Origin of the sequence: Mesorhizobium sp. M0870 (assembly GCF_040319775.1) — a bacterium.
In the GTDB taxonomy this organism is placed as follows: Bacteria; Pseudomonadota; Alphaproteobacteria; order Rhizobiales; family Rhizobiaceae; genus Mesorhizobium.
Map to the genome: position 1 here is coordinate 24,446 of NZ_JAMYOI010000031.1, position 25,064 is coordinate 49,509.

Annotated in this window: 12 protein-coding genes and 1 pseudogene; 3 read left to right on the forward strand and 10 right to left on the reverse strand. The window is 63.8% G+C overall.

Annotated elements, in window-relative coordinates:
* From NKH97_RS27740 to NKH97_RS27760, 5 genes and pseudogenes are all read right to left on the reverse strand, one after another.
* Positions 1-1,323: a DUF8189 domain-containing protein gene (locus tag NKH97_RS27740; RefSeq protein ID WP_023810881.1), complete on the reverse strand. Its 1,323-nt coding sequence runs from the start codon at positions 1,321-1,323 to the stop codon at positions 1-3.
* A 31-nt stretch (positions 1,324-1,354) separates the two neighbouring features.
* Positions 1,355-1,880, reverse strand: a pseudogene (locus NKH97_RS27745) (phage tail protein).
* A gap of 9 nt (positions 1,881-1,889) precedes the next feature.
* Complete coding sequence (locus NKH97_RS27750) at positions 1,890-2,396, reverse strand: phage tail protein (RefSeq protein ID WP_023810879.1); 507 nt, start codon at positions 2,394-2,396, stop codon at positions 1,890-1,892.
* Positions 2,397-2,408: 12 nt separating this feature from the next.
* Positions 2,409-2,909: a phage tail protein gene (locus NKH97_RS27755; RefSeq protein ID WP_023810878.1), complete on the reverse strand. Its 501-nt coding sequence runs from the start codon at positions 2,907-2,909 to the stop codon at positions 2,409-2,411.
* A gap of 215 nt (positions 2,910-3,124) precedes the next feature.
* The gene (locus tag NKH97_RS27760) at positions 3,125-15,469 is read right to left on the reverse strand and encodes an inverse autotransporter beta domain-containing protein (protein ID WP_352799197.1); all 12,345 of its coding nucleotides are present in this window, start codon (positions 15,467-15,469) and stop codon (positions 3,125-3,127) included.
* Between the two features lie 257 nt (positions 15,470-15,726).
* Between NKH97_RS27760 and NKH97_RS27765 the strand changes: the two genes are divergently transcribed.
* The gene (locus NKH97_RS27765) at positions 15,727-16,293 is read left to right on the forward strand and encodes an invasion associated locus B family protein (protein WP_352772469.1); all 567 of its coding nucleotides are present in this window, start codon (positions 15,727-15,729) and stop codon (positions 16,291-16,293) included.
* 67 nt (positions 16,294-16,360) lie between these two features.
* Positions 16,361-17,605, forward strand: a complete 1,245-nt coding sequence (locus tag NKH97_RS27770; protein WP_023810875.1) for a M24 family metallopeptidase — start codon at positions 16,361-16,363, stop codon at positions 17,603-17,605.
* 281 nt (positions 17,606-17,886) lie between these two features.
* Here the strand turns inward: NKH97_RS27770 and NKH97_RS27775 are convergent, their stop codons facing one another.
* The 5 genes from NKH97_RS27775 to NKH97_RS27795 form a co-directional block, all read right to left on the reverse strand.
* Positions 17,887-19,323, reverse strand: coding sequence for an amidase (locus NKH97_RS27775; protein WP_023814187.1), 1,437 nt, complete (start codon positions 19,321-19,323; stop codon positions 17,887-17,889).
* A 321-nt stretch (positions 19,324-19,644) separates the two neighbouring features.
* Positions 19,645-20,736, reverse strand: a complete 1,092-nt coding sequence (locus NKH97_RS27780; protein WP_128306114.1) for a Gfo/Idh/MocA family protein — start codon at positions 20,734-20,736, stop codon at positions 19,645-19,647.
* A 75-nt stretch (positions 20,737-20,811) separates the two neighbouring features.
* Positions 20,812-21,975, reverse strand: a complete 1,164-nt coding sequence (locus NKH97_RS27785) for an ABC transporter substrate-binding protein (RefSeq protein ID WP_128305961.1) — start codon at positions 21,973-21,975, stop codon at positions 20,812-20,814.
* A 70-nt stretch (positions 21,976-22,045) separates the two neighbouring features.
* Positions 22,046-22,906 carry an ABC transporter permease gene (locus NKH97_RS27790; protein WP_128305960.1) on the reverse strand — a complete coding sequence of 287 codons (861 nt, stop codon included), beginning with the start codon at positions 22,904-22,906 and terminating at the stop codon, positions 22,046-22,048.
* Entirely contained in the window at positions 22,903-23,730 is an 828-nt protein-coding gene (locus tag NKH97_RS27795) for an ABC transporter ATP-binding protein (protein ID WP_023813386.1), read from the reverse strand. Before NKH97_RS27795 ends, NKH97_RS27790 begins: the two co-directional genes overlap by 4 nt.
* A 336-nt stretch (positions 23,731-24,066) precedes the next feature.
* On the opposite strand from NKH97_RS27795, the gene NKH97_RS27800 reads away from it, so the two are divergent.
* Positions 24,067-25,011 (forward strand): MurR/RpiR family transcriptional regulator, encoded by a 945-nt coding sequence (locus NKH97_RS27800; protein ID WP_128305959.1) that lies wholly within the window; start codon positions 24,067-24,069, stop codon positions 25,009-25,011.
* Positions 25,012-25,064: the final 53 nt, after the last annotated feature.

The following is a 25,064-nucleotide window of genomic DNA, read 5'->3' on the forward strand; positions in this document are numbered from 1 at the left end:
TCAGACCGGCGGCGTCAGGTCGCGCACGACGACGATCTGCTTGAGATTGTTGTCGGTCAGCGACGTCCAGTTATACTCCCATTCGGAACTGTCGATGCCCATCTGGTTGATCGTCCACAGGCCGTTGGTGCCGTCCGGCATGAGCGCCAGGCTGAACAAAGCGAGCCGGCCGTCGGCATTGTAGTTGAGCGTCAGGCGCGTCGAGCGAAGGGATGCGCCGAAATCGCGCCATCCCGACCAGTTCTGGGTATAGGCATCCCATTGCGCGTTGAATTGGAGGAAGTGCTGCTGGTCGGCGGCGACCAGCACGATATCGCCGTCGCCCTGGATGCCGGCGGCAAGCGCAAGGTTGGGCGCCCTGGAGTAGCCGGGTGTCGCCCACTGCGTCCACGTATCCGATCCGGCGGGCATCTGGCGCGTGTGCAGCACCTGGCCGTTCTGGGTCAGGGCGAACAGATTGGTGGCGCCCAGCGGGCCGACGACCGGCGCCATCTCGATGAAGCCACCTGTCTGGGTCGTGTCGATCTGCACCCAACCCGTCCAGTCGGCGGCCTTCAGGGCCTGCGCCTTCGCCTGCTGGCAGCGATAGAGATGCAGGTTCGAATTGATGCCGAACAGGGCGATGCGGCCGTCGCCCTGGCGTATCGCCGAAACCGTCACCAGCCCGCCGGGGATCTGGATCCAGTCGCTCCACGGTTTGGCCGGCGGCGTCAGCACGTCGACGGTGACGACGATCGGTGTCGTCGTGCCCGGCGGCGTGATGGTTTTCTGCACCTGCACGATCTGGTCCGGATTCTGGTAGATCCACCAGATGCGGCCCTGATTGTCAGTGACGAAGACCTCGATGCGGCCGTCGGCATCGCGCGCCATCGAAAGCTTCTGATAGGAGGTGGCGCCGGGCGGCGTGCCGATGCCCATCGGCGCGGTCCATTTCTCGACCGGGCCGATCTGGTTGGCGTCTTCGGTGATGAAGGACAGATTGGTGGTTCCCGATGGCTGCGCGACCACGGCGACACGGCCGTCCTTGGTGAGGCCCGCCGTCATGATCACCCAGGCGCCGGGCGCGATGAACGACCAGGCCGAAGGCCATGGCCCGTTCGGCGAAAGCTGCGCCTTCTGGATCAACTGCCCCTTGGCGGAATCGATCCCCACCACCATCAGCCGCGACAGTTCGAAAAACGACGTGCCGGCCGGCTTGTGCTGGTAGACGGGCGCGGGACCGGAGCGCACCGGACGCCCGCCATCCCTGGCCTTGGAAGCCGCCCTTGGCGCTGGCGTCTTCGCGGCGGGGGCTTTCGACTCTGATGCTGCTTTCTTGGCCATCGTATTGGTCCCTGCCCTGTTGGCTCGGAATTCAGGTTCTTGGTGGGAAGACGCCTTGCAGTGCGATGCAGAAATAGAGCGTCAGATAGGGCTGCAGATTGTTGTGTGGCAGGTCGCCGCCGGCGGGGGGGAGCGATTGAGGACTCATCTGCGTCAGGTTGGCCGCCGGGGTATAGATTGTTGCGTTGGTGGATTTGGCCAGGCTTCGCGTCGATGACGGCGCATTGAGCTCGCCCAGATCAATGTCATGGTCGCGCATTGCGTGAGTGTGGTTAGGAATTTCCGATTTCGAGCAGGGTTACCGTTTCCGTACCGCCAGGCTCGCCAAGATCGTGCAGGGACAAGCCCGGCCCCTGACCCCAGAACATCGGCGCACGGCCTTGCAGATCGGGCAAAGCGAAATTGGACTTGCCGTCGCCGCCATAAGTGGTGCCTAGCAGCGAAAACAGCGCCGTGTTCTGCGACAGCGGCAGCAACTGCCCGTCGCACCACGCCCAGCCCCTGGGCGCGAAATTGAACGGAAAGATCCGGATTTCGGCGACGAACGGGTCAGCCATGATGTCCTCTCAGGTGGGCGACGGAAAGATGCCGAAAAGTGAAATGATAAAGCTGATGCAAAGATACGGCTGGAAATTGTTGTGCGGCTGGCTGCCGCCAACGGCTGTTACAGCCTGCTGGGCCATGTTGGTATCGGTCGTGTCCTGGATGTAGGGCAAGGCGCCACCGCCAATCTGTGCAACGACCTTCCCGCTGGGACTGGTATCTTGACCAATATTCAGGGACGCGACCATTGGATGGCTGTGTGAAGGAATCTGGGAAATTGTCATATTGACTTCCTCCACGCCTCCCGTCTCCGCGAGGATAAAGCCGTTGCCCTGATGGAGCGGAACACGGCCTTGCAGGTCGGGCAGCGCAAAGGTGCTCTCGCCATCGCCGCCATAGGTTGTGCCAATCAGCTGGAAAAGTGTCTCGTTCTCCGAGATCGGCAGCAATTGTCCCTCGCAGAACATCCAGCCGGCCGGCGCGAAGTTGCCGGCAAACATGCGTATCTCGCCAACGTAAGGCTGTGCCATGGTCGCGCCTCCTTAATTTGGCGAAGGAAAAATGCCCTGCAGGGCGATGCAGAAGCTCAGCGTCAGGAACGGCTGCATGTTGAGATGCGCCTGACTGCCGCCAATACTGGCAATTGTGCTCGGGCTCAGCGTCGTCACGTTCGCGAAGTCGCTATACAGCCGCCCCGGAACCACCCCCAAAACGTTCCCAACACCATCTTGGCTACTACCGGTGTTTGTGCTGGCCTGCGCAAAATGAACGTGTGTCGGCATTTCGGAAATCGACAGCGTGTGGTTTTGCTCGCCACCGCGCTCGCCAAGTGTGTGACTGCTTCCGACGTGGATTGGGATACGTCCCCGATAATCGGGCAGTGCGAAATTGACCTGGCCGTCACCGCCGAAAGTGGTTCCAAGCAGTGAAAATAGCGCCTGGTTCTGGTTGATTGGCAAAAGCTGCCCGTTACAGAGCGCCCAACCCTTGGGCGGGAAGACAAATGACATAATCCTGATTTCCGATAGAAATGGCTCGGCCATGTCTCGCGCCCTCATTAGATATCAGTAGAATACACGGAACGACACAAAAGTCTACTTGGCTCTCTAACAAAATAGGACTTTATAAAATAATAGACAGTATTTAAATAACGAGAGGCGCAGGAAGACAGTACACATCCAAGGCTGTAAATCATCGCACCAAGATCACGGCACTGAACCGGCCGAGTGGTGGCCTTTCTACCTCATCAGCGTCGTCATCACGGGAACGGCGGCGTGGCGAGCCCGGTAAATCCGGTCGAGTCGGCCGTCGCAGTTGATGCAGAAACAACTGTATTGCGGCTGTTCAGATAGGCGATGGCGGCGGCCAGATCCGTGGGGGCCCCGGCATAGCCACTAAGGTTGATCGTCCCGTTGTTGCGTTGACGTACCCGGATGTCGCCGGCCGCCATGGTGCCGCCAAGCGAATGCGTGAAGGTGTTGGCCAGAGCGCCGGCGCCGCCTATGTTCAAATCGATGGATGAACCATCTCCCGTCGGCGACGTGATGCCCGACTGAACGAGAATGCCAGCGACTGCATTTCCGGCGCCATCCAGTTTGATGTCAATCGCGTTGCCGGTTATCTGGGCCAGGATGCTGCCGGCGCCGTCCTGTCCGGTCTGGACAAGGATGGCGCGTTGCGAGCCGGCATAATCGATGGTGTTGTTTTTGATCCCGACCCGCATGGCGCCGCCGCCGGCATTGATTACCGATATGCCATCAGCTGTCAGCCCGTTTGCGACCGTGATGGTGTTGTTTTCAATTCGAGCGTCAAAAGTGAAGCCGTTGCCGAACGCCGAGCCGAGTAGGCTCACCACGACGAAGTCGCCCGTGGCCGTACTGCTCAGCGTGTTGCCGGTGGCGACGAGGCTCACATCGCTGTTGTCCCCGGCGCTGACGGACAGCTGATCGTTGTTGCTGCTCGACGTGCTGTTGATGACGTTCAGGTTCATCGTGGAACTGTCGAACGCATCGGCGACGATACCACCGCTGAAGTTGTTGCTCGAATTGGCACCCGAGAAGTTGATCGTGGCGTTCGACGTTCCACGGATGCCGAACAGATACCCGCTGCCAAGCACGGCGCCGGTCGAGCTGCCGCCTGAAATCGTCAGCGCGAGCGTGCCGGACTGGGTCTGCAGCTGGAAGTTGTCGTCGCCGCTGCCCGTGATCGTGGTGTTCGTGACCGCGCTGATGCCGGACATGTTGTAGAAATGGATGCCGTCTTCATCCGCGCCATTGCCGGCATTCGATATGCTGCTGTTGCTGAGTGTGAAGTTCGAAACGGTATTGCCGTTGATGCCTTGCTCGGCGCCGCCCGAAATGGCGATCCGGTCCAGCGTCGCCGTAGAGACGTTTTGAAGGTGGATGGCCGCGTTGGTCGCGAGGTTGTCACCGGTCGAAAGCCCCGAATTGTCGGCATCGAGATCGTCGGTGCCGGCATTGGTGAAATTCATGTTCTTCAACGTGATGTTGCTCGCGCTGATGAAACTGGCGCCGCGCCCGGTTGTGTTCTGAATAGTGCCGCCCGAGCCGGCGGTGGTGCCGACGCCTGTAACGGTCAATCCAGCCGAGCCCGTATTGTTGAGCACGATGCCGTTGGTGCCGCCATTCGCCGAAATGCTCTGGAAATTCAGCCCGCTGGCACCGATCGTCGTGTTGACGACGTTGAGCGCCGTGCCTGTGCCGGAGGTGATCGTGTTGCCGGTGCCCTGCACCGTCACCGTCCCTCCGCCCGTGGCGCTGAAGCCGCCGCCGCTCGTTGTGTTGATAATCAGCCCGCCATTGGTGAAGTTGATGGTCGCGCCGGGGTTGCTGGTCAGGATGACGGCGGCATTAACACCGGTCGAGAGCGTCTTGACCGCGCCGCCGAAGTTGATCGTGCCGCCGGCGTTGCTGAGCACGGCAATGCCCAGCCCGCCATCGCTGCGGATGATCGAGCTGGCGCTGTCGAAATTGATTAAACCGCCGGCCATGCCGCGGATATTTGCGACATTGCCGCCGGGGTTGGTGATGTCGACATTGTTCAGGTTGACGACCGCGCTGACGTCGTCATTGCCTGGCGTGCCCTGATCGCCGTCGACGACAAAGGCATGGTTCGCAGCCCCCGCGTCGGTCTGGATGGCGACATTGTTGAAGGTGTAGGTGCCGGTCGCGTTGTTCAGCGAATCGCCGAGAATGGTGATGCCGGCCGTGCCCGTCAGGCTGGCATTGTTGACGGTGACGCTGCCCGCCGCCCCGTCGATCACAATGCCGGTGCCGCCGGTGTCGTTGAGCCCGTTCGCCACGGCAGTGGTGAAATTCACCGAACCGCCGGCGGTGTCGGCGACGACGATCATGCGCTGGCCGGTGGTGGCTTGCGTGATCGTGCCGGCATAGGTGACGGTGGCGGTGCCGCCATTGACATTGAACGCGGTGCCGCTTGGGCTGATGATCGAGGTGCCGGTGCCGAAATTGAACGTGCCGCCCGAGCCGTTGAGGATGTCGACGCTGGCATTGCCGCCATTCAGCGTCGTCGTGCCGACGAAACTGTAGATGCCGTCCGCATTGTCGAACTGCAGGCCGGTGCCGTTCGTCGCCGACAGCGCGCCGGTGGCGAAGTTGAGCGTGCCGCTGTGGCCGCCCGCGACGCTGACCAGGGTGGCATTGTTCGACTGACTGACATTGCCGGTATAGTTGAGGTTGGCGGTGCCGCCGCTGACGGCGATGGTTGCCGCGCTGCCGCCGACCAGCGAGCCGGCGCCGAGATTGATCGTCCCCGACCCGATGACGTTGGTGAGGACGACGGCGCTGTTGCCGCCGGCGCCGTTGCTGGTCGAGGAAAAATTCATGCCGGTGGCCGCGACGGTGACGCCGCTCAGGTTCATCGCCACACCGGTGCCCGTGGCGATGGAGTTGCCCACGCCGGTGACGCTGACCGTGCCGGTGCCCGTGGCATTGAAGCCGGCGCCTGCCGAGGTCACGATCGCCAGCCCGCCGCCGTTGAAATTGACCGTCACCGGGGCGCTGTTGCCGGCAATATCGACGCCAAGCCCGCCGCCGCTCATGCCGATGGCGTAGCTGGCGCCGCTGATGTTGTAGGTGCCGCCGGTGTTGGCGGTGATCGATATGCCGGTGCCCCCACCGGTAAAGCTGTTCGAGGCGCCGGACACCGTCACCGTGCCGCCTGCATTGTTGTTCAGCGATACGCCCAGCCCGCTGGCCGTCAGATTGCCGCTCAGGGCGACGAGGCCGGCGCCGGCAAGCCGGCTCTGGACATTCAGCGCCGGACTGAATGCGCCCGAATTGTTGACCGTGCCCGAATAGCTCACGGCAGCCGTGCCGCCGACGACATTGAAGGACGCGCCCGTCGCCCCGCTGAGCGCGCCGGTGCCGAGATTGAGCGCTCCGCTGACATTGGTCAGGCTGACATTGTTGACGCCGCCGGCCGACGAGGTCGAATCGAGCGCGATGGTGGCGGCGACACCGGAGAGATTGATCGCTGTGCCGCCGGTTGCGTTCACCGTCTGGGCGGCAGCCGTAGCGGTGATGCCCATCGTGCCGCCGGTGGCGAGAATGCCGGTGCCGGCGGTGGTGTCGATGGTGACGCCATTGGTGAAGCTGGTTGTGCCGCCGGCCTGCGAGAGACCAACGCCGCTGGTCGTGTCGATGTTGGCGAGACCGGTGACGTTGAGCGTGCCGGTCTGGACTCGGATGCCGCCGCCTGTGTTGGGGACGGTGACATTGTTCACCGTCACCGTGTTGAAGTTGAAGGTGCCAGTGTTGGTGTTGATGGCATCGATGCCGAAGCCCGTCGTGTTGGTGATGCTTGTCCCGCCGGTGACGGTGAAGGTCCCGGCGACGCCGTCGAAGATGATGCCGCTGGCGCCGCCTAGGGCGCTGACGGTGGCAAACGTCATGTTGACGGTCAGCGGATCGAGATCGAATGCCGCGCCGTTGTTGGTGGTGACCACGCCACCGCTGTTGTTCAGCGTGAAATTGGTGGTTTTGGTGTTGGCGATGACACCGGTGCCGCCATTGTTGGCAAGGCTGAGCGTGCCCAGATCAAGGGTACCGCTGGTGTTGGTGAAACTGAGGCCATTGCCCTGCACGCGAGCGCCTGGGTTACCGATGCCGAGCATGCCGGCACTGACCGTGCCGCCGGCGCCGTCGGAATCGAAGCGGACATTGTTGAAGGCGATGCCGCCGCTGCCGGCGCCGCCGGTCACCTTGTTGCCGGCAAACGACCTGATCGCAATTGAGTTGTCGGTTGCATTGATGTTCTGACCGGCGAAGGACGCTGCGAGGCCGGAGCCGGTCGATTGCAGCGTGTTGCCGTCAATCGACAGCAGAAGCGTATTGGCCGGAGCTCCCGTGGTGGAGAAATCGAGCGCGTTGCCGCCGGCGGCGATGGTGTTGTTCCTGACGAAGAAACTGGAGGCGCCGGTGGCGTTGGCGGCAACGCCCGCACCGGAACCGAGATTGCTGACGATCAGGTTCTGGATGCCGCCCGTGAAGATGCCGCTGCCTGATGTCGCCAGGTTGATGACCTGCGTGGCGTTGTTGCTCTGCAGGACCGGCCGCAGCGTGTCGATGCCCCCCGGCGCCGAAATGATCGGCGAGTTCTGCACCGTGGTGAAGTGGAACGCGGCGGAGGCGCCGCTGCTGGTGTCGACACCGAGCTGCGAAACATCGACCGCCGCGTCGCCGCTCTTGAAGGCGAGCAGCACCTGCCCGTCATCGAGGTTGAACGTGGTGCCACTCAGGTCGACGGTTTCCTGGGCGCCGTTGACGTTCTTGTCGATCAGCACCACGACGTTGGCCGTGGAAGCCTGTGCGCCCGCGTAACTGCCCGGATTGGCGAGGCTGCCGTCGCCGGTGCCGCCTTCGGTGACGTAGTAGACGCTGATCGATGACAGGTTGGAAACGTCGCCGGTGAAATTGACGTCGTTGAAATTGTAGTCGCCATTGGTCGGCAAACTATCGGTGGTGTGGATGACCTGGCCGCCGGTGGTTGCGATCGACGACTCGGCCGGGCCGGCGCCGTCGCCGAACACCAGCCTGGCGTTGGTGGTGCTGGAGAACTGCACGCCATAGCCGACATTGGCGATAGTCGATTTCTGGCCGGCCGGATTGTTGTTGACGGTGTCGCCGAGCTGGATGGTGCCCGTGCCGGTGGTGCCGGCCATGTCGATTCCGATCGTGCCAGCGAAGCCGCCGCCGGCTACATCGAAATCGTCCGCGGTGATGTTGCTCGCGCCGAGCGCCGCGCCGTTGAGGTCGAGGCCGACCGCATTGGCGGCATTGAGCCCGATGGTCAGGCCGGCGAAATTCAGCGTCGAGCCGAGCGTGCCAGAGACCTGGACGCCGGTCGTGGTGACTCCCTGCAGGTCGACCGCGCCGAGATTGAGGGTGCCGCCGCTGACATTGTTGAGCGATATGCCGGTCGCAGCACCGTTGGTCGAAATCGTATCGAACTTGATACCACCGGCGCCGACCGTCGCGCCTTTCGCCCCGGCGACGACCGCCGTCGCGTCGCCAAGCTTCAGCGCCGTGCCCGTGCCGGTGGTGATGGTGTTGCCGTCGCCGGTGACGCTGATCGTGCCGGGGCCAAAGGTGCTGGCGGTGAAGCCGGCGCCGCTGCTGGTGGTGATGACGAGGCCGCCATTGGTGAAGTTGAGCGTGCCCTTGGTCTGCGGGTCCATCACGTACGACGGTGCCTTGACGATGGCATCGTTGGCGCCGGTGTTGAATATCTTCGACGTACCAGAGAAGGTGACCGTGCCGTTGGCCGAGCCGCCGATGGCGACACCCTCGCCACCGCTGTGATCGATGGTGCTCGAAATATCGTATATGCCTTCGGCATGGCCAAAGAAGTCGAAGGCCGTCGATGACGTGGTGGAAACGACGGAACCGCTCATGTTCAGACGGGTCGCATCGCCGCTGGCGCTTATCACCGATCCCGCACCGACCGTGATCGAACCTTTGTAGGTCAGCGTGGTGAAGGCCAGGTCATTGCCGCCGCCGAGGCTGATAGCCGAGAGGGTGGTGTTCGTGATGCTGGCGCTGCCGTTGACGCCGACGTTGACGGTCCCGCCCTGCGAGCTCTGTATGATGCCGAACTGGCCGCCATCGATGGTCAGGGTGGATCCGGCGACATTGGCGATGTTGACGGTGCCAACCTCGGGACCGCCGATATCGAACCCGGCATATTGGACGTCGAGATCGATCGTGCCGGTGAAGTTGACCTCCCCGGTGCCACTCAGGGCGTACAGCCAGGCGCCGGTGTATCCAGTATCCCTCAGGCCGCCGATGTTGACATCCCCGACGAGATTGGCGCCCAACAGCGTCACGCCGGCACCGCCGGGGTCGCCGGGAAGGGCAGGGATCGTGGAGTCCGCCGAGATGCTGTCGAAGGTAATGCCGGCGCTGCCGACATTGGCACCATACACCACAAGTCCGTCGCTGCCGGCATTGATCTCGTTGCCGGCGCCGGTGACGGTAATGATGGTGGAGGTCGCGCCAGCCGGGCCTAAATCGCCAATTGCGACGAAGCCCGCCCCGGTCATTGTCGTTATAGCAAGGCCACCATTGGTGATGTCGATCGTGCTGTTGGTATTGAGTGCCGGGACGGCTGAAGCGTAATTGCCAATGATGCCCAAGCTCACGCCGTCCGTCGCGCCCGTGCTGATCACCTTGCTGGTGCCCGAGAAGGTGATCGCGGCCGCGTCGTTGCCGGCAACGACGATGTTGCCGCCGGCCGCCGCATTGGTATCGGTGAGATTGCCCGACAGCGTCACCGAGCCGCCGGTCATGCTCTGGATCGACACCGCGGCGCCCGTGCCGTTGCTGGCGATCGTGCCGCCATAGGAAATCGTCGCGTTGCCGCCGCTGGCTGCGGTCCCCGAGCCGACATTGAACGACGTGCCCGAACCGGTGTTGGTCAGCGTACCGGTGCCGAGGCTTGCCGTGCCGCTGAGGTTCTGCAGGTTGACGCCGCTGCCGGAAGCGAATGTGGCACTTGTCGAGGCGAAGTTGATACCGGCCGTGATGCCGTCGAGCGCCGCCGCCTGCGCGTTGGTGGCGTTGATCGTGCCGGTCACGACATTGACCGTGCCGCCGCCGGTGGCGCTGAACGCTGTCACGCCGTTCGTGGTGATGTCGACATCGGCGAAGGTGATCGTGGAGCCGGCATTGCCTGTCAGCGAGACGCCATTGCCGTTGACCGTCACCTTGTCGGTGAAATCGACCGTGCCGCCGCTGCGGTTGGCGATCGAGATGCCGCCGCCGGTCAGCGTGCCAGCCGATCCGCTGTTGGGCAAGGTGCCGCGCGTGACCGTGATGTTGCCGGCGCCGCCATCGACGTCGAGCAGCGTGCCGGCAACGTTGATGTTGTTGTCTGTGATCGACAAATTGCTGTCGAGGCCGACGACCTTGAACGCGGTCTGGCCCGCGGCGACGTGGGTGATCGTGACGCCTTCGATGAAGATGCCGCCGGCATTGTCGACGATCGTACCTTGGTCGACAAGGAAGACCGAACCGCTGCCGCCGCTGAAGTCGAACGCGGTGTCGCGCACCTGGTTGCTGCCGAGCAGCTGCAAGGTATCGCCGCCCGTGCTCTTGACCACGCCCTCATTGCCGGTGACGTTGCCGCCGGTGGCGCCGAGATTGCCCTGGACATTGATTGGCTGGATGGTGCCGGAGGTGATGATCGAACTGCCGTTGCCGAAGCCGGCGATCGACTGGCCCGAATCGAGCGTGAACGGCGTGGCGCTCAGATCGACCGTGCCGACAAAGGCGAAGGTCAGTGTGCCGGTCATGGCATCGGCCTGGGCGGCCGTGACCGTGGTCACCGCGGCGCTGAGCCCGTTGGTGCCGGCAGCGATCACACCACCGTCCTGGGAAATCATGACGACCCCGCCGACCGCGCTGGCCAGATTGGCGCTGCCGGTGAAGGCGACATCGTCGAAATCATAATTGCCGAGCGTCGGATCGAGCCCGATCGTGTTGACCGTATAGCCGCCGGCGGCCGCGCTGATGAAGGATTCCAGCCCGTCGCCCGCATTGCCGTCGCCAAAGGTGAAATTGGCGTTGGCCGACGTCGCCGTTGTGCCGCCGGACGACAGTTCGACGCCGACGCCGACCTTCGAGATGCTGGAGCCCTGCAGGAAGGTGATGGTCTTGTTGCCGATGGTCGACGACAGGTCGATGCCGCGCGAGGTCAGGTCGTCGGTGCCGGTGATCGTCGTCACGCCGAAATCGGCTGTCGTTGACGAACCGCTGAAGTCGATGCCGGTCTGGTTGGCGCCGGAGCCCATCGTCACATTGGTTGTTCCAAATGTGACATCGGCATTGGTCAGGGCGAAGTTGATGCCGGCTGGACCGACGGTCGAACCCATCGTCACGCTGGTGGTGCCGAAGGTGACGGCGCCGGCATTGTTGGTGATGTCGATGCCATTGCCCGTGGCGCCCGACACGGTCACCGCCCCGAAGGTCGCCGATGCGGTGCTGGCGACATTGGCGACGGCCAGGCCAGTAGCCGTCGCGCCGGTGATCGACAGCGGAGCTGTGACGTTCAGCGTCGCCGTGCCGGCAAGGCCGGTGACGACGGCACCACCGCCGCCCGTCGCAGACAGCGTCGAGCCGATGAAGCTGATCGCGCCGCCGACCGGGGGCAGCGACGAGCCGATCGCGAAAAGATTGCCGGTGCCGGTCGAGGTGATGCTGCCGCTGAAGGTCACCGAGCCGCCGGTGGTGCCGTCGACCTTGACCGCCGTGCCTGGCACGGTTGCCGAGCTGGAGATGTTGGCCGCTACACCGATTGTCGCGCTGCCACCGGAAACGACGACACCGTCGCCAACGCCCGAATTGGTGATGGTGCCACCGAGGATCGTGATCGAGCCCGTGTTGTTGGTCAGGCTGACATCGGTGCCCGCGACATTGGTCGTCACCAAATTGGTGATGGTGAAGGTCGATGACGAAGCGTTGATTGCAACGCCGTTGATGCCGGCACCGGTGCCACCGATAGTGACATTGCCACCCAGGAACTGGCCGCCCGAGACGGCATTGAAATTGAGCGCTGTGGCTGCCACGACGCCTGTCGTGATGCTGTCGAACGCCATGCCGCCGGTGCCGATGGTGACGCCGTCGAGATAGATCGCGTGGCCGGTGCCGGTGGTGATCTGCTCCGTGCCTGCGGCCGCGACTGTGATCGTGCCGCCCCCGGTGGCGCTGAAGCCGGTGCCGATCGTCGTGGTCAGATCCAGCCCGCCGGTGAATTTGATTGTGCCGCCGGTGTTGCCACTCAGGTTGATCGCGAAGGCGGTGGCGGTGCTGGCGGTGATCGCTCCGCCGAACGTGGCGCTGCCGCCGCTCATGCCAGAGATCGTCACCGCGCTGGTAGCAGCGGTCTGGTTGATGGTGCCGTTGTAGGTGACGTTGGGCGTCGAGTTGCTGATGGAGAAGGCGTTGCTGCTCGTGTTGGCCATGGAACTCCCGACCCCGAAGGTCAAGGTTCCGCTGGAACCGCCGACGATGCCTATGCCTACGCCGCCGCCGGTGATGTCGAGATCGTCGAAGGTGGCGATGCCGTCGAAATTGTTGGTGGACAGCGCGGCACTGGTGGCGTTGGTGATCTTGGTGTTGCCGGTGAAATTGACGGTCGCGCTCGAACCAACAAGCGCGATGCCGGTTTGAGATGCGGTCTGGACGGTCAGGTCGTCGACCGAGACCGTACCGGTCACTCCATCGAGGAAGAGGCCGGTAGCGACATTGCTGACCGTCACGCCTTGGACGGTCAGGCCATTGATGCCCAGGCCGTGTATGCCGCCGGCGGCGCCACCGGAAATATTGAAATCGAGCAACGTGTTGCCGTTGCCCAGCGTCACGACATCGCCGCCGCCGGAACTGGTCAGCGTTGCCGCGCCCGCGGAATCCGAGATGGATTCGTCATGATGGACGTTGGTGCCGGTGACATTCAACGGCACCCCGCCGAGCGAGAACTCGCGGCCGTTGCCGAACGAGGCCAGTTCCTGTCCGTCGCTCAGCGAGAAGCCGGTGGCGTCGTCGATTGTCCCGCGGTTGACCAGCACAATGATGGCGTCGCTGGCGGTAATGCTGTCGGCATAATCGATCGAGGCGAGGTCGGTGATCGACGTGCCGCCGCCCGAAGCCCCGGCCGCGACGAAGATATAGTTGCGCAGATCGTAAAGTTGCAGGCCGGTAAACTGTGTCGTGCCGAAGGCGTAGTGGCCGCTGCCCTCATTGAGCCCGCGCGCATCGAGCGAGGCGGTGATGCCGGAGATGGAGCTGGAATCGCCGCCGAAGGTAAATTCGGCGTTGGCCGTGGCCCCCGGCGTGCCGGCTATGCCCAGCCGCACGCCGGTATCGACATTGGTGATGACGCCGCCATCGGTGATGGTGATGACCGCCCCGCCAACACTCGGTGAGGTCAGGTCGATGCCGATCGAGCCGGCAGCACCGGTGCCGGTGATGTTGAGCGACTGCGCGGTGAAATTGGTCCTGGATCCGGAGAAGTCGAGGCCGGTGCCGACACCCAGTCCGGAGATGACGATGTTGCCGGCGACCACCGCCGCATTGACGCCGGCAAACGAGATGCCGTCGGCGCCGGGGTTGGTGATGCTGATGTCGCCGAAGCGGATCGTCGCCGGCGAATCCGAAATGGCGATCGCTGGTCCGGTCGTGTTGGAGATCGTCGTCGCACCGTTGACCGTGAAGCTGCCCGCGACATTCTCGAGCACGACACCCGACGTGCCGCCGCTCTGGCTGATCGAGTCCAGCACCACATGAGCGGTGATCGGATCGATGAAGACGGCGGTGCCGCCATTGCCCGATATTGTGCCGCCGGTGGTGGTGAACGTCCCGCCGGTCGAGGTGCCCTGCACGGTGATGCCGCGGTCGGTATTGTCCTGCGCATTGACGGTGGCGAAGGTGTAGGTGCCCTTGCCGGTGATATCGAGACCGTCGTCGAGATTGCCCTGCAGCAGCGTCGTGCCGGTGAAATTGTAGGTGCCGTCGCCGTCGATGTGCAGACCGTCGAGGCCGTTGCCGGTGGCGGTGAAGTTGGAGCCGGTGATGCCGGTCGAGCTGCCCGTGAAGTCGGCGCCGTTGCCGCCCGCACCGGTGACCGTCACATTGGTCAGCGTCGCGCCGGTGATGTTGTTGCCCAAAATGCCGTTGGCGCCGCCCGTGATGGTGATGCCGTTGAGCGTGTTGCCGTTGCCCAGCGTGATGACGGGGTTGACGACGTTGGTGCCCTGGATCGTGCCGTCGCTGCCGCCCAGGTTGAAGGTGCTGGTGCCGCCACCGAACAGCCTGGCGGTGACGCTTTCGCCGCCGCCGATGACGGTCTGGCCATTGGCGAGCGTCACGCCGCCGGTCGTCAGATTGCCGTTGCCGCCAAGCGCGACGACAAAGCCGTTCGCACCCGACTTGGTCACGGCGTCGTCCAGCGTCGTCGGGTCGGCCAGCGTGCCGGCGCCGGCGAGGCCGCCGTCGGCGAAATAGAACTTGCCGAAGGCGGCACTGGTGGCGGCGTTGATGGCGATGCGCGTGGTCGTGCCGCCGGTCAGCGTCTGCGACTGGACGCGGACGCCGATGTCGCCACGCACCCGTTCGTTGACGCGCTTGCGAAGGCCTTCGCTGACCGGATAGACCGGCTCCGCCCCGCTATCGGTCCCGTCTGCATTGTCCGAGCCGCTGCCAGGATTGAACGGGATGTTCAGCCGCACACTGCCGGCGAACTGGGTGTCGTCGCGATTGTCGTTGCGGACCTCGCCGGCGAAGACCAGTTCCGTGTTGCTGCCGAAGACATCGCCGATCGTATACTCGAACCCGGCCTTGGCGCCGGTGACGCTGCCGTCGTCGCCATGCGGATCCTCGAAATGATAGCCGCCGATGTCGAGCCGCAGCGAATGCTTGTCGGGCAGGGCGACCGGCACCTGCGCACCGATCTCGCCCTCGATGCCCCACGCCGCGTAGTCGCGGTGGTCGATGACCGAGATCTGCTCGATCAGCTGGTTGCTGACCATCGACAGGGTCGAGCTGGCCGAGTGATCCGTTGAATCGCCCTTGATCGGCAGATAGACGTTCACATGCGCATCGAAATGAGGCGTGATCGCCTCGGCGCCCAGCGTGGCGGCGGTGAACTGGGTGGAGTTGTAGTTCTCGATGTTGAGGTAGGCGTAGCCGCCGATCATCAGGTCCGGGTTGACGATGCGGCGAATGCCGAGGCCGACATCCTGGCCGAAACCATCCTTGAAATCGTGCTTGGCCCGGACATCCAGGAACAGCACGGATTCGGCCGTCTGCTTGAGCGGGATGAAACCTTCGAGCGCGGCGTTGCCGCCATTGTTGTCGGCGCCGATGATAGCGCGGATCTGCGGCTGCCACAGGCCGTTCGGATCGGCATGGACCGCCGGACCGGAAAGGCCGAGCGCCAGCGTCGTCAGCGCCGTCGTCTTCCAGAGATGCCTGGCGATTCGCGAACGGCGATAGCCGGCGCGAGCGTGGAAATCCTCCCCACGCGCCGCTATCTCACCAACTTGCCGAGAAGTCTCGGTAGTTCCCATCCCTGGCGAGTCCTTCGGGGACTACACGCGCCCCGTGTAAATCCTTAATCGAATTCTATTGTATAGCGAGTCTCGGGCGCTCCGATTTCTGAAAGCTCCCTGTAAAATTGTTCGCTGTATCCGAAAGGTCACAGTAATTTCGCCGGCTTTCTTGCCTCCGGTCGAGCTTTCGAAACAGTCGCGGGTGTTGTATCAAGCCGTGCTCGGGAGAATACCGGGCGCGGTGAGGAAACATGCAAGACGTCCGGCAAAATAACATGACAGCTACTTTAGCGAAGTCTAATTTACTTGGCGTGGCCGCGGGGCTGACCGCCCTGTGGCTTGGTCTGGCCGCCGGCCCAGCCCTTGCCGAAGATGCCAAGCCGGCCCAGCCAAAGCCGGCTGAAAGCAATGCAAAACCGGCCGATGCCAATCCATGGGCAGTGAACTGCTCCAGCGGTTCGGCGACCAGCGAGCTTCAGTGCCAGGTTTCGCAGAACCTGACCGAGGCCAAGACCGGGCAGCGCGTGCTGACCGTGACCGTGCGCCGCGACAACGGCAATGGCAGCCTCGCCATGCTGCTTGCCCTGCCACACGGCCTGTTCCTGCCGTCCGGCGCCTCCTTCCAGATCGACCAGGGCCAGAAGACGACGATTGCCATCCAGACCAGCGACCAGAACGGCGCTTATGCCGCCACGCCGCTGTCGGCGGATCTCATCAAGGCAATGAAGTCCGGCACCAATCTGAACATCGGCATGGAATCGGTCACCCGCAAGCCGGTCACCATCCCGATATCGCTGGCTGGCTTCACGGCCGCCGTCGCCAAGCTGGAATCGATCAAGTAGCTGCTGTCAGCGGCTTGATTGTCGATGCGCGGAGTGCTTCGTTGCCGCTTCGAACAGTGGGGAAATCATGACAGGCTTTGTCGATCGCAGGCGCGCGGCGCAACTGATGAAGCGCGCGGGCATCGCGGCGCTGGTGCTGTGCGCACCCGAGGCCTTCCACTATGCGACCGGCGCCTCGATCGGCCCGGCGGGACTGTTCCGGCGCGCCGGCGCCGGCTTCGTCGTCATCCCGGCCCGCCAAGGCCTGCCGATCGGCGTGGTGGTGGCGGATTTCAATGCGGGACAGTTGCAACTGGCTCTGCCCGACGCCGTCATCCGCAGCCACCCGATCTGGATCGAATTCGCCACGTTTGACGCCTCGAGGCCAGCGCAAGGGCTGGCGCGGCGCATAGTGGCCGGCTTTGGCTCGTCCGGCTGGACGCCTGCCATTACCCGGCCCGCTACATTCGAGTTGGCCAATTCCGTCCATGAGCTGAAGCAGATCCTGACCGGGTTCGGTCTCGAGCGCGCAACGATCGGCGTCGATCTCGATTTTGTTCCCGCCGCTGATTTCGCTGCCATGCAGGCGCTGCTGCCGGGCTGCACGATGGTCGACGGCTCGGCGGTGCTCGACAGGCTGCGGGCCGTCAAGTCGCCGCGCGAGATCGATCTGCTGCAGCAAGGCATCATCCTGTCGGAGGCCGGGCTGGAGCGGCTGCAGGTCGATGCCATGGCCGGCATGCGTCAGGCCGATCTCATTGCCCTCTATCGGCAAGGCGTCGCCACGGCCGCGGCCGGCCTGTCCCATCCGGTCGCCACAGCCGAATATGTGACGCTCGGCGCCCGGCTCAAAAGCACCGATGCGAAAGCCATGCCGGGCGATCCGCTGAAGTGCGACATGGTCTGCACGGTCGGCGGCTACGCCTCCGACATGTCGCGCAACTTCACCTTCGGGCCGCCATCCGCCGAGCAGGCCGAACTGCACGCGATCGCCGAGCGGACCTTTGACGACGGGCTGGCATCCCTTGTTCCGGGAACCACGCTCGCCCAAGTGCATCGCGTCGCCACCGACAGCCTGGCGCGGCAAGGGCTGCGTACCTACCGCCGCGGCCATTTCGGCCATGGCGTCGGCCAGTCCGTCTTCTCAGAGCAATGGCCGTTCATTGCGGCCGACAGCGATGTCGTGATCGAAGCCGGCATGGTGCTGGCCTTCGAAATCCCGCTCTACATAGACCGCCTCGCCAGCTTCAATCTCGAGGACCAGTTCCTGATCACACCGGACGGGCCTGTTGCCATGAATCGTCTGCCGAGACGGTTGGAGAGGATTGGATAGCCGGCTTTGAGTCTGCACGCTGGAGATTGGCCGAAGCCTCCCCACCTTCGTCATCCACGGGCGGAGCAGGAGCGAAGCTCCGTCGCGGAGCCCCGAGGATCCATGCCGTGACCTTGGCCGAGGAATGCAGCGGAGCAGAACTCTTCATCGTAGCGACGCTTTGAAGTCGCGGCATGGATCCTCGGGTCTGCGCTGCGTCGCTGCGCTCCTTGCTCCGCCCGTGGATGACGAAGCGATGGGCGGATTTGGCCAATCTCGAAGCCGCACGCGGTGCCCAGCACCTACCCACTCACCGCCGGCCGCCGCCCCTTCCACGGCATCTCTCGCTCCAACTGTGCCGACGCGGCCAGCACCGTTGCCTCGTCGCCGTAGCGGCCGACGAGCTGCACGCCGATCGGGACGCCGCCTTTCGACCAGCCGAGCGGCAGCGAGATCGCCGGTTGGCCGGAGATGTTGAAGGGGAAGGCAAACACCGAGTCCGCCCATTTGGCGTTGTAGCGATCGATGTCTGTTTCCGACATGTCGTAATAGCCGAACGGGCGCGGCAGCTGCGTCAGGGTCGGGGTGATGAAGAGATCGTAGGCGCCGAGGTCGCCGACGATGTCGCGGCCGACCTGCCTGAGTTGCTCGACATCGGAGATGTGCCTGATGCCGCTGGTCGAGCGGCCGCGCTCGATGATTGCCCAAGTCACCGCCTCGACATCGCCTGGCGTCACCGGCCGCCCCACCACCGTCTCAAGGTAGTCGAACGTCGCCGCCGTCTGCACGCAGGTCATGTTGGTGTAGGTCTTCCACACAGCATTGGCGTCGAGCGGCATGTCATGCTCTTCGACGTGGTGGCCGAGGCGCTCGAGTGCCGCCACGGTCGCCAGCACCGCCGCCTTCACCTCCGCATCGATCGCCGTGCCGTTGGGCGGCGTGACGGAAAAGCCGATGCGCAGCTTCTTTGGCGCTCGCGCCGAGAGGCTGAGCCAGCTGCCATCTGGAACCGGCGGCGTGTAGGGATCGCCGGGCAGCGCGCCGGCAACCGCATCGAGATAGGCCGCGGTGTCGCGCACGGTGCGCGAGCAGCAGAGAAAATAGGCGCCGCCGTACCAATAGTCGCCGAACGGCGCGAGGCTGACACGTCCGCGCGACGGTTTTAAGCCCACAATGCCGCAGCAGGAGGCCGGGATGCGGATCGAGCCGGCGCCATCGCTGGCCTCGGCGATCGGCACCATGCGCGACGCGATGGCCGCGGCAGCGCCGCCGCTCGAGCCGCCGGGCGTGATGCCTTCCTTCCACGGGTTCTTGGTCACACCGTAGAGTTTCGGCTCGGTGGTGATCGACCAGCCATTTTCCGGCGCGTTCGACTTGCCGACCAGCACCAGCCCGGCCGCCTTCATGCGGCGAACGACCTCGGTGTCGAAATCGGCAACGACATCCCTGAGGTAGAAAGAAGAATTGGTGTTCGGCGCCCCGGTCCAGGACGAGGCCAGCTCCTTGAGCAGGAACGGCACACCGGCGAAGGGCGCTGATGTGTCGACCGTTTCGGCCTGCGCCCGCGCCATGTCGTAGAGGCGATGGATGACCGCATTGAGCGCCGGGTTGAGCCGCTCGACCAGCGTGATCGCTGCCTCCACCAGTTCCGCCGGTGAAACCTGGCCGCTGTGCACCAGTCCGGCCAGGTCGAGCGCGTCGGACTCGGCATAGGTTTTCAGCAGACTTTCGGTGACCATGTCTCTCTCCCAATTTTTCAACGTCGTTCGTTGATCTTGCCAACGTTTGGCGCCGCCTCCCGGCACCCTCTGTCGAGAGGGACCAAGGCACTCAAGAAACCTAGCTTTTCGCCCTACGAATACCCCCACCCCTAACCCCTCCCCACAAGGTGGAGGGGGATTCTGTAGGCGCTGAACTCGGCAAATCACAGGCGTTTAACACCGAGGATGAAGAGCGCGGCAGCTTCCCTCCCCCTTGTGGGGAGGGTTAGGGTGGGGGTCCTTCTTCGCCAGAATCCATATGCGACAGCCTCGAATGGGGACGGGGAGACGGGAATTGCGTCAGGCCAGGTCGATGGTCCGCCCGAGCGCGATGCTCTGTTCGGCGGCGAGCACGATGCGCAGGCTGTTGACCGCTGCATCCATCTGCTCGGTCAGGTCGAGATCCTCGCGGATGGCGCGCAGGAAGAAGGCCTGCTCGCGGTCGCAGAGTTCCTGGTGGCCGGGCTCGTCCTCCATGCTGACGATCTCGTCGGGCTTGGAGAAATTCTTGTCGCCATCGACAGCGGCATAGTGGATCTTCAGCGCGTCGGTCTTGGTGTGGCGGTCGATGTCGGCGGAGTTCGACACCTCGGCGGTGTCGGCGGCGCTGCTCGCCTGCTGTCCGGCGACGATCGACACCGCGCCCTTGGGGCCGACCACGTCCTTCACGAAATAGGCCGTCTCGCTCATCATCGGACCCCAGCCGGCTTCGTACCAGCCGACCGAACCGTCATCGAAGGTGACGTGCAGATGGCCGTAATTCTGCTTGTCGGCCTCCGCCCAGAGCTTGGCGCCGATGCCATGCACGCGCACCGGTTTGGCGCCGGTCAGCTGGCACATGACGTCGACATAGTGGACGCCGCAATCGACGATCGGGATCAGCGAATCGATCAGGTTCTTGTGCCAGTGCCAGGCGCTGCCGCTGCTCTGCTGGTTGAGGTTGAGCCGCATCACCAGCGGCTTGCCGAGCGTCTTGCCGACCTCGATGAACTTGATCCATGACGGGTGGACGCGCAAGATATAGCCGAGCACCAGCTTGCGGTTCTTGGCGCGCGCCGCCGCGACAACCTTCTCGGCATCCTCATTGTTGGTGGCGAGCGGCTTTTCCATGAACACATGGCAGTTGGCGGCGATTGCCTTCAGCGCATATTCGGCATGGGTGTTCGGCCAGCTATTGATCGAGACGGCGTCCGGCCTGGTCTCCTTCAGCGCCTGGTCGAAATCCTCGTAGAGTGGGTAGCCGGCTAATTCTCCTGATATCTTCGTGTTGCTCTTGATCGAGCGGCTCATGATGCCTACGATCTGAAAACCGTCGAGCCGGTGATACGCGCTGGCATGCGACGCACCCATATTGCCGAGCCCCACCACCAGCACTTTAACCTTGTCGGACACCGCTACCTCCCACGCTTTCATTCAATGGATTGCGGGCGGCAATCGTGTCGCCGCCCGGTCTTGTCGTCGCCGATCCTACTTGATCGCCGAATCGAACAGATGCGCCTTGATCTTCTCGACGTCGAGCGCGGCGAAGCCTTCCGACAGTTTTGCGCCGTCGGCATCGGCCTTGACCTTGGCCTTGTCGAAATCATTGGCCGGACCGATCAGGTCGTTGGTGCAGACATCCTCGGCCTTCACCGGGGCGGTGATCTGGCCGATCTTGTGGATCTCGTCGAAAAAGCCCTGCCAGCTCGCCATGTCGTGCGAGCCCCAGCCGCCGCGCTTGTCCATGTCGCCACGGAAGACATTGATCTGCTGCAGGATCGAGGTGGTGCCGAGCTCGGGCCCGAGATTCTTGGCCAGCGTCGGGAACTGCTCGAACACCGCTTCGACCGCCGCGCGGGGATTCTGGTAGCCGAATTCGAGGCCCATCGCCCAGCCGCGCAGATACTTTTCCAGCAACGCCTTCTTGTCGGCATCCTCGAGGTCGGCGGCGCGCACGACGAAGGTGTTGGCCGGCAGCTTGGAATTCTGCACGCCGAGCCAGTATTCGAAGTCGAGCCCCTTGGCGATCCATTCGGCACGCAGCCCTTCCCATGCCAAAGCGGCGTCGCCCTGGCCACCGGCAAGGGCGGTGCCCCATGTCGGCCAGCCGGCCTCGACATACTTGACCTTCTTGATGTCGACGCCTTGCGCGGCCAGCAGCGGGTCGGTGATCGACTGCCATGCGGCGGAGCCGAGCAGGATGGTCTTGCCTTCCAGCTTCTTCAGGTCGTTCGACCCCTCGCCCTTGCGGAAGGCGATGCTGAACGTGTCGCGGGCGCCCATGTGGAACACCGACTTCAGCTTCATGCCGTTCTGGATGGCGAAGGAGAACACGCCGGGCGACGGGAAGCCCATATCGGCCTGGCCGACATCAACGAACTTCACCGTCGCGGTGCCGTCCGACGGCCCCGGCTGCATATCGGTGTCCAGCCCATCGAAATAGCCGGCCTTCTTGGCCGCCCAGTAGGGATAGTCGTCGAGCACTTCGAGCGTGCCGCGCGGCGAGATCCAGGTGAATTTGCCGTAAGGCTCGGCTCTCGCCTTCAGGCCCGTGGCGCCGAGCGCCGTGGCCGTCACCAGCCCGGCACCGGTCACCTGCAGGAAGTAGCGGCGGCTGATCCCCGCCGGGTGGATCGAGTTCTCTTTGGTCATGGCATTCCCCTTTTTTGTTTGATGTCAGTCTCTTGCCGCCCGCCTCCCGGGCGCCGTCTTATCCCTGTGTTCAAGCCTCCCAGCTCGCCCATTTCTTGCCGATCAGGAAGAACAGCACGTAGATCAGGATGCCGAGCGTCGACAGGATCAGCACCACGGCGAAGAACTGCGGCATCTGGATCATCGACGAATAGGTGGTCAGCCGGTTGCCGAGGCCGAAGCCGCCGCCGACCATCTCGGCGCCGACCGCGGTGAGCAGGCCGAAAATGGCGCCGATCATCAGCCCGACCAGGATCATCGGCAGCGCCATCGGCGCGCGGATCTTCCAGAATATCTGCAAGGTGCTGGCGCCGTAGGAGCGCGCCAGCGCGATCTTGGCGCTGTCGACGCGGCGAAAGCCTGTCGCCGCATTGATCATCACCATCGGCCCGGCAGCCAGCGCCACCGCGATGATGCGCGGCGTGTAGCCGAAACCGAAGCGCAGGATCAAAAGCGGCACCAGCGCCAGCATCGGCGTGGTGACGAGCAGCAGGATGTAGGGCGCGACGATTTTTTCAGCGAACGGAAACTGGGTGATGACGGCGGCCAGAACGAGGCCGATAACGGCGCCGATCGCAAAGCCGGACACCAGCTCGACCAGCGTGTAGCCGAGATGCGGCGCGATCAGCGGGAACTCGTCGAACAGCGCATAGGCGATCGAGCTCGGCGGCGGCATGATGTAAAGCGGCACGTGGAACAGCCGCAGCGCCAGTTCGATGCCGCCGATGATGATCACCGCCACGGCAAGAATGGCCGCCACCTCCTTGCCCGACTTGATGCCGGGGCCGCTGGCGAAGGCCGACAGATTGGTCAGGCTGACCTCTTGGCCGTCGCCCGACTTGGCACCCGACTTGGACTTCGAAAATTCCGGAATGGCGTCGCCTCCGCTCACGGCCTGATCCTCACGATCTCGGCGCTCGGGCGCTCCGGCGCTTTTGGCCGCGTGCGTTCGCCGACAATGTCCATCTTGATACGGTTGGTGAGGTCGAAGACCTCTTTCGTCGCCATGATCTCCAGCGAGCGTGGCCGGGGAAACGGCACGCGATATTCCTTGGCGACGCGCCCCGGCCGGGCGCTCAGCACCACGACGCGGTCGGAGAGGAAGATCGCTTCCTCGATGGAGTGGGTGATGAAGACGATGGTTGTCTTGGTGTCGAGCCAGATCTCCTCGACCAGCCGGTTCATCTCCTCGCGGGTGAAGCTGTCGAGCGCGCCGAACGGCTCGTCCATCAAAAGCACCGAGGGCTTCAGCGCCAGCGCCCGCACGATCGCCGCACGCTGCTGCATGCCGCCCGACAACTCGCGCGGAAATTTGCCGCCGAAGCCGTCGAGCCCGACCCGGTTGAGCAGATGCGCGATCCACGCCCGGTCCGGCTTCTCGCCCTTGATCTCGAAGGGAAAGCGGATGTTGGCATCGAGATTGCGCCACGGCAGAAGGTTCGCTTCCTGGAAAACGATGCCGATATCGGGATGCGGACCGGTGATGGCCTTGCCGTCGAGCCGGATCTCGCCGCTGGTCAGGCTGTGCAGGCCCGACATCGACCACAAGAGCGTGGTCTTGCCGCAACCGGAAGGACCGACGATCGAGACGATTTCATTGGCGCTGACATCGAGGCTGCAACGGTCCAGCGCCAGCAGGTCGCCGGAGGCCGTGTGATAGATCTTGGTCGCTGCCTGCACGCCAAGTTTCGGCTTTTTTGCATCGCCCGTGTTCATCTGCCCCCCGGGAAGATTGCGCGATGATCCATTGACTCATCCCTGCGAAAATCAGTCTGTAACTATCCTACTTTCCTGTCAAGCACCGGCGATGATAACTGTATCACGAAAATCGGGTGATATACCTATCTGGTTGTTTTAATGGTATTTTCACGCCCTTGAAATGCATGTTGCTTTCCTACATACTTCTGGACCGACACGGACTGGAGAGGAGAGGAGGAAGGTGAGCTTTCCCCAACGACACGCTGCGGTTGCGATGCGGTCGGGCACGTGGAGCCAAGGCGTGCAAACATGCTAAGACGGCAGCCTCGCAACCCAGGGAAAGACCAGGACCCCATGACCGAAGCTGGCAGCCAGGACGAGCCTGTTCCAGACCCCGATACCGAGGGGCGCGATCCTGTCCGGCGCATTCCCGACATCATTTCGCTGGTCAAGGATTCCTACAGCGAATTGCGCCCTGCCGAACGGCGTGTCGCCGACGTCGTGCTCGACGACGTCAAATATGCCGTCGACGCGTCCAACGCCGCCCTTGCCCAGCGCGCCGGGGTCAGCGAACCGACGGTGACCCGGTTCTGCCGCGCCATCGGCTGCGAGGGTGTGCGTGACTTCAAGCTGAAGCTGGCGCAGAGCCTCGTCGTCGGCGCGCTTTATCTGGCCAAGTCGCCCTCCGTCAGCAATGACAATGGCATGCCGTTCTGGAACGCCGTGTTCGGCGAGGCGCGCCGGGCGCTGCAGGAGGCCGAGCGGCAGCTCGACCCGGCGCAGCTGCAGAAAGCCGCCGAGCTGATCGCCAAGGCGCGCCAGGTTACGGTCTTCGGCCTCGGCGGCAGCTCCTCGGCGCTGGCGCAGGAAACCCAATACCGGCTGTTCCGCTACGGCATCACAGTCAGCTCCCAGTGCGACCCCTATCTGATGCGCATGACCGCCTCGACGCTCAAGCCGGGCGATCTGGTGATCGCCATTTCGGCGACGGGACGCACCCGCGAGGTGATCGAGGCCGTCGAGCTCGCCAAGCATTACCGCGCCAACGCGATCGCCGTGACCGCGCCCGACACCGAACTCGCCCGCGCCTGCGACGTCAGGCTGACGGTGGCGGTGCCCGAATACCCCGACACGCTGAAGCCGACGGCCTCGCGCTTCGCCTTCCTGGCGGCGATCGACCTTCTGGCGGTGGCCTCGGCCTACAAGCTCGACGGTTCGGCCCGCGAGACGGTGCGCCGCATCAAATACAACGCCCAGATCCACCGCACCGGCAAGGAGATGGAGCCGCTCGGAGACTAGCTCCCTTCTCCCCGTTCACGGGGAGAAGGTGCCGGCAGGCGGATGAGGGGCGG

Bases quoted from the DNA above. Each gene is read 5' to 3' on its own strand.
- NKH97_RS27740 (WP_023810881.1), bottom strand. From the start codon at position 1,323: ATGGCCAAGAAAGCAGCATCAGAGTCGAAAGCCCCCGCCGCGAAGACG.
- NKH97_RS27750 (WP_023810879.1), bottom strand. From the start codon at position 2,396: ATGGCACAGCCTTACGTTGGCGAGATACGCATGTTTGCCGGCAACTTC.
- NKH97_RS27755 (WP_023810878.1), bottom strand. From the start codon at position 2,909: ATGGCCGAGCCATTTCTATCGGAAATCAGGATTATGTCATTTGTCTTC.
- NKH97_RS27760 (WP_352799197.1), bottom strand. From the start codon at position 15,469: ATGGGAACTACCGAGACTTCTCGGCAAGTTGGTGAGATAGCGGCGCGT.
- NKH97_RS27765 (WP_352772469.1), top strand. From the start codon at position 15,727: ATGACAGCTACTTTAGCGAAGTCTAATTTACTTGGCGTGGCCGCGGGG.
- NKH97_RS27770 (WP_023810875.1), top strand. From the start codon at position 16,361: ATGACAGGCTTTGTCGATCGCAGGCGCGCGGCGCAACTGATGAAGCGC.
- NKH97_RS27775 (WP_023814187.1), bottom strand. From the start codon at position 19,323: ATGGTCACCGAAAGTCTGCTGAAAACCTATGCCGAGTCCGACGCGCTC.
- NKH97_RS27785 (WP_128305961.1), bottom strand. From the start codon at position 21,975: ATGACCAAAGAGAACTCGATCCACCCGGCGGGGATCAGCCGCCGCTAC.
- NKH97_RS27795 (WP_023813386.1), bottom strand. From the start codon at position 23,730: ATGAACACGGGCGATGCAAAAAAGCCGAAACTTGGCGTGCAGGCAGCG.
- NKH97_RS27800 (WP_128305959.1), top strand. From the start codon at position 24,067: ATGACCGAAGCTGGCAGCCAGGACGAGCCTGTTCCAGACCCCGATACC.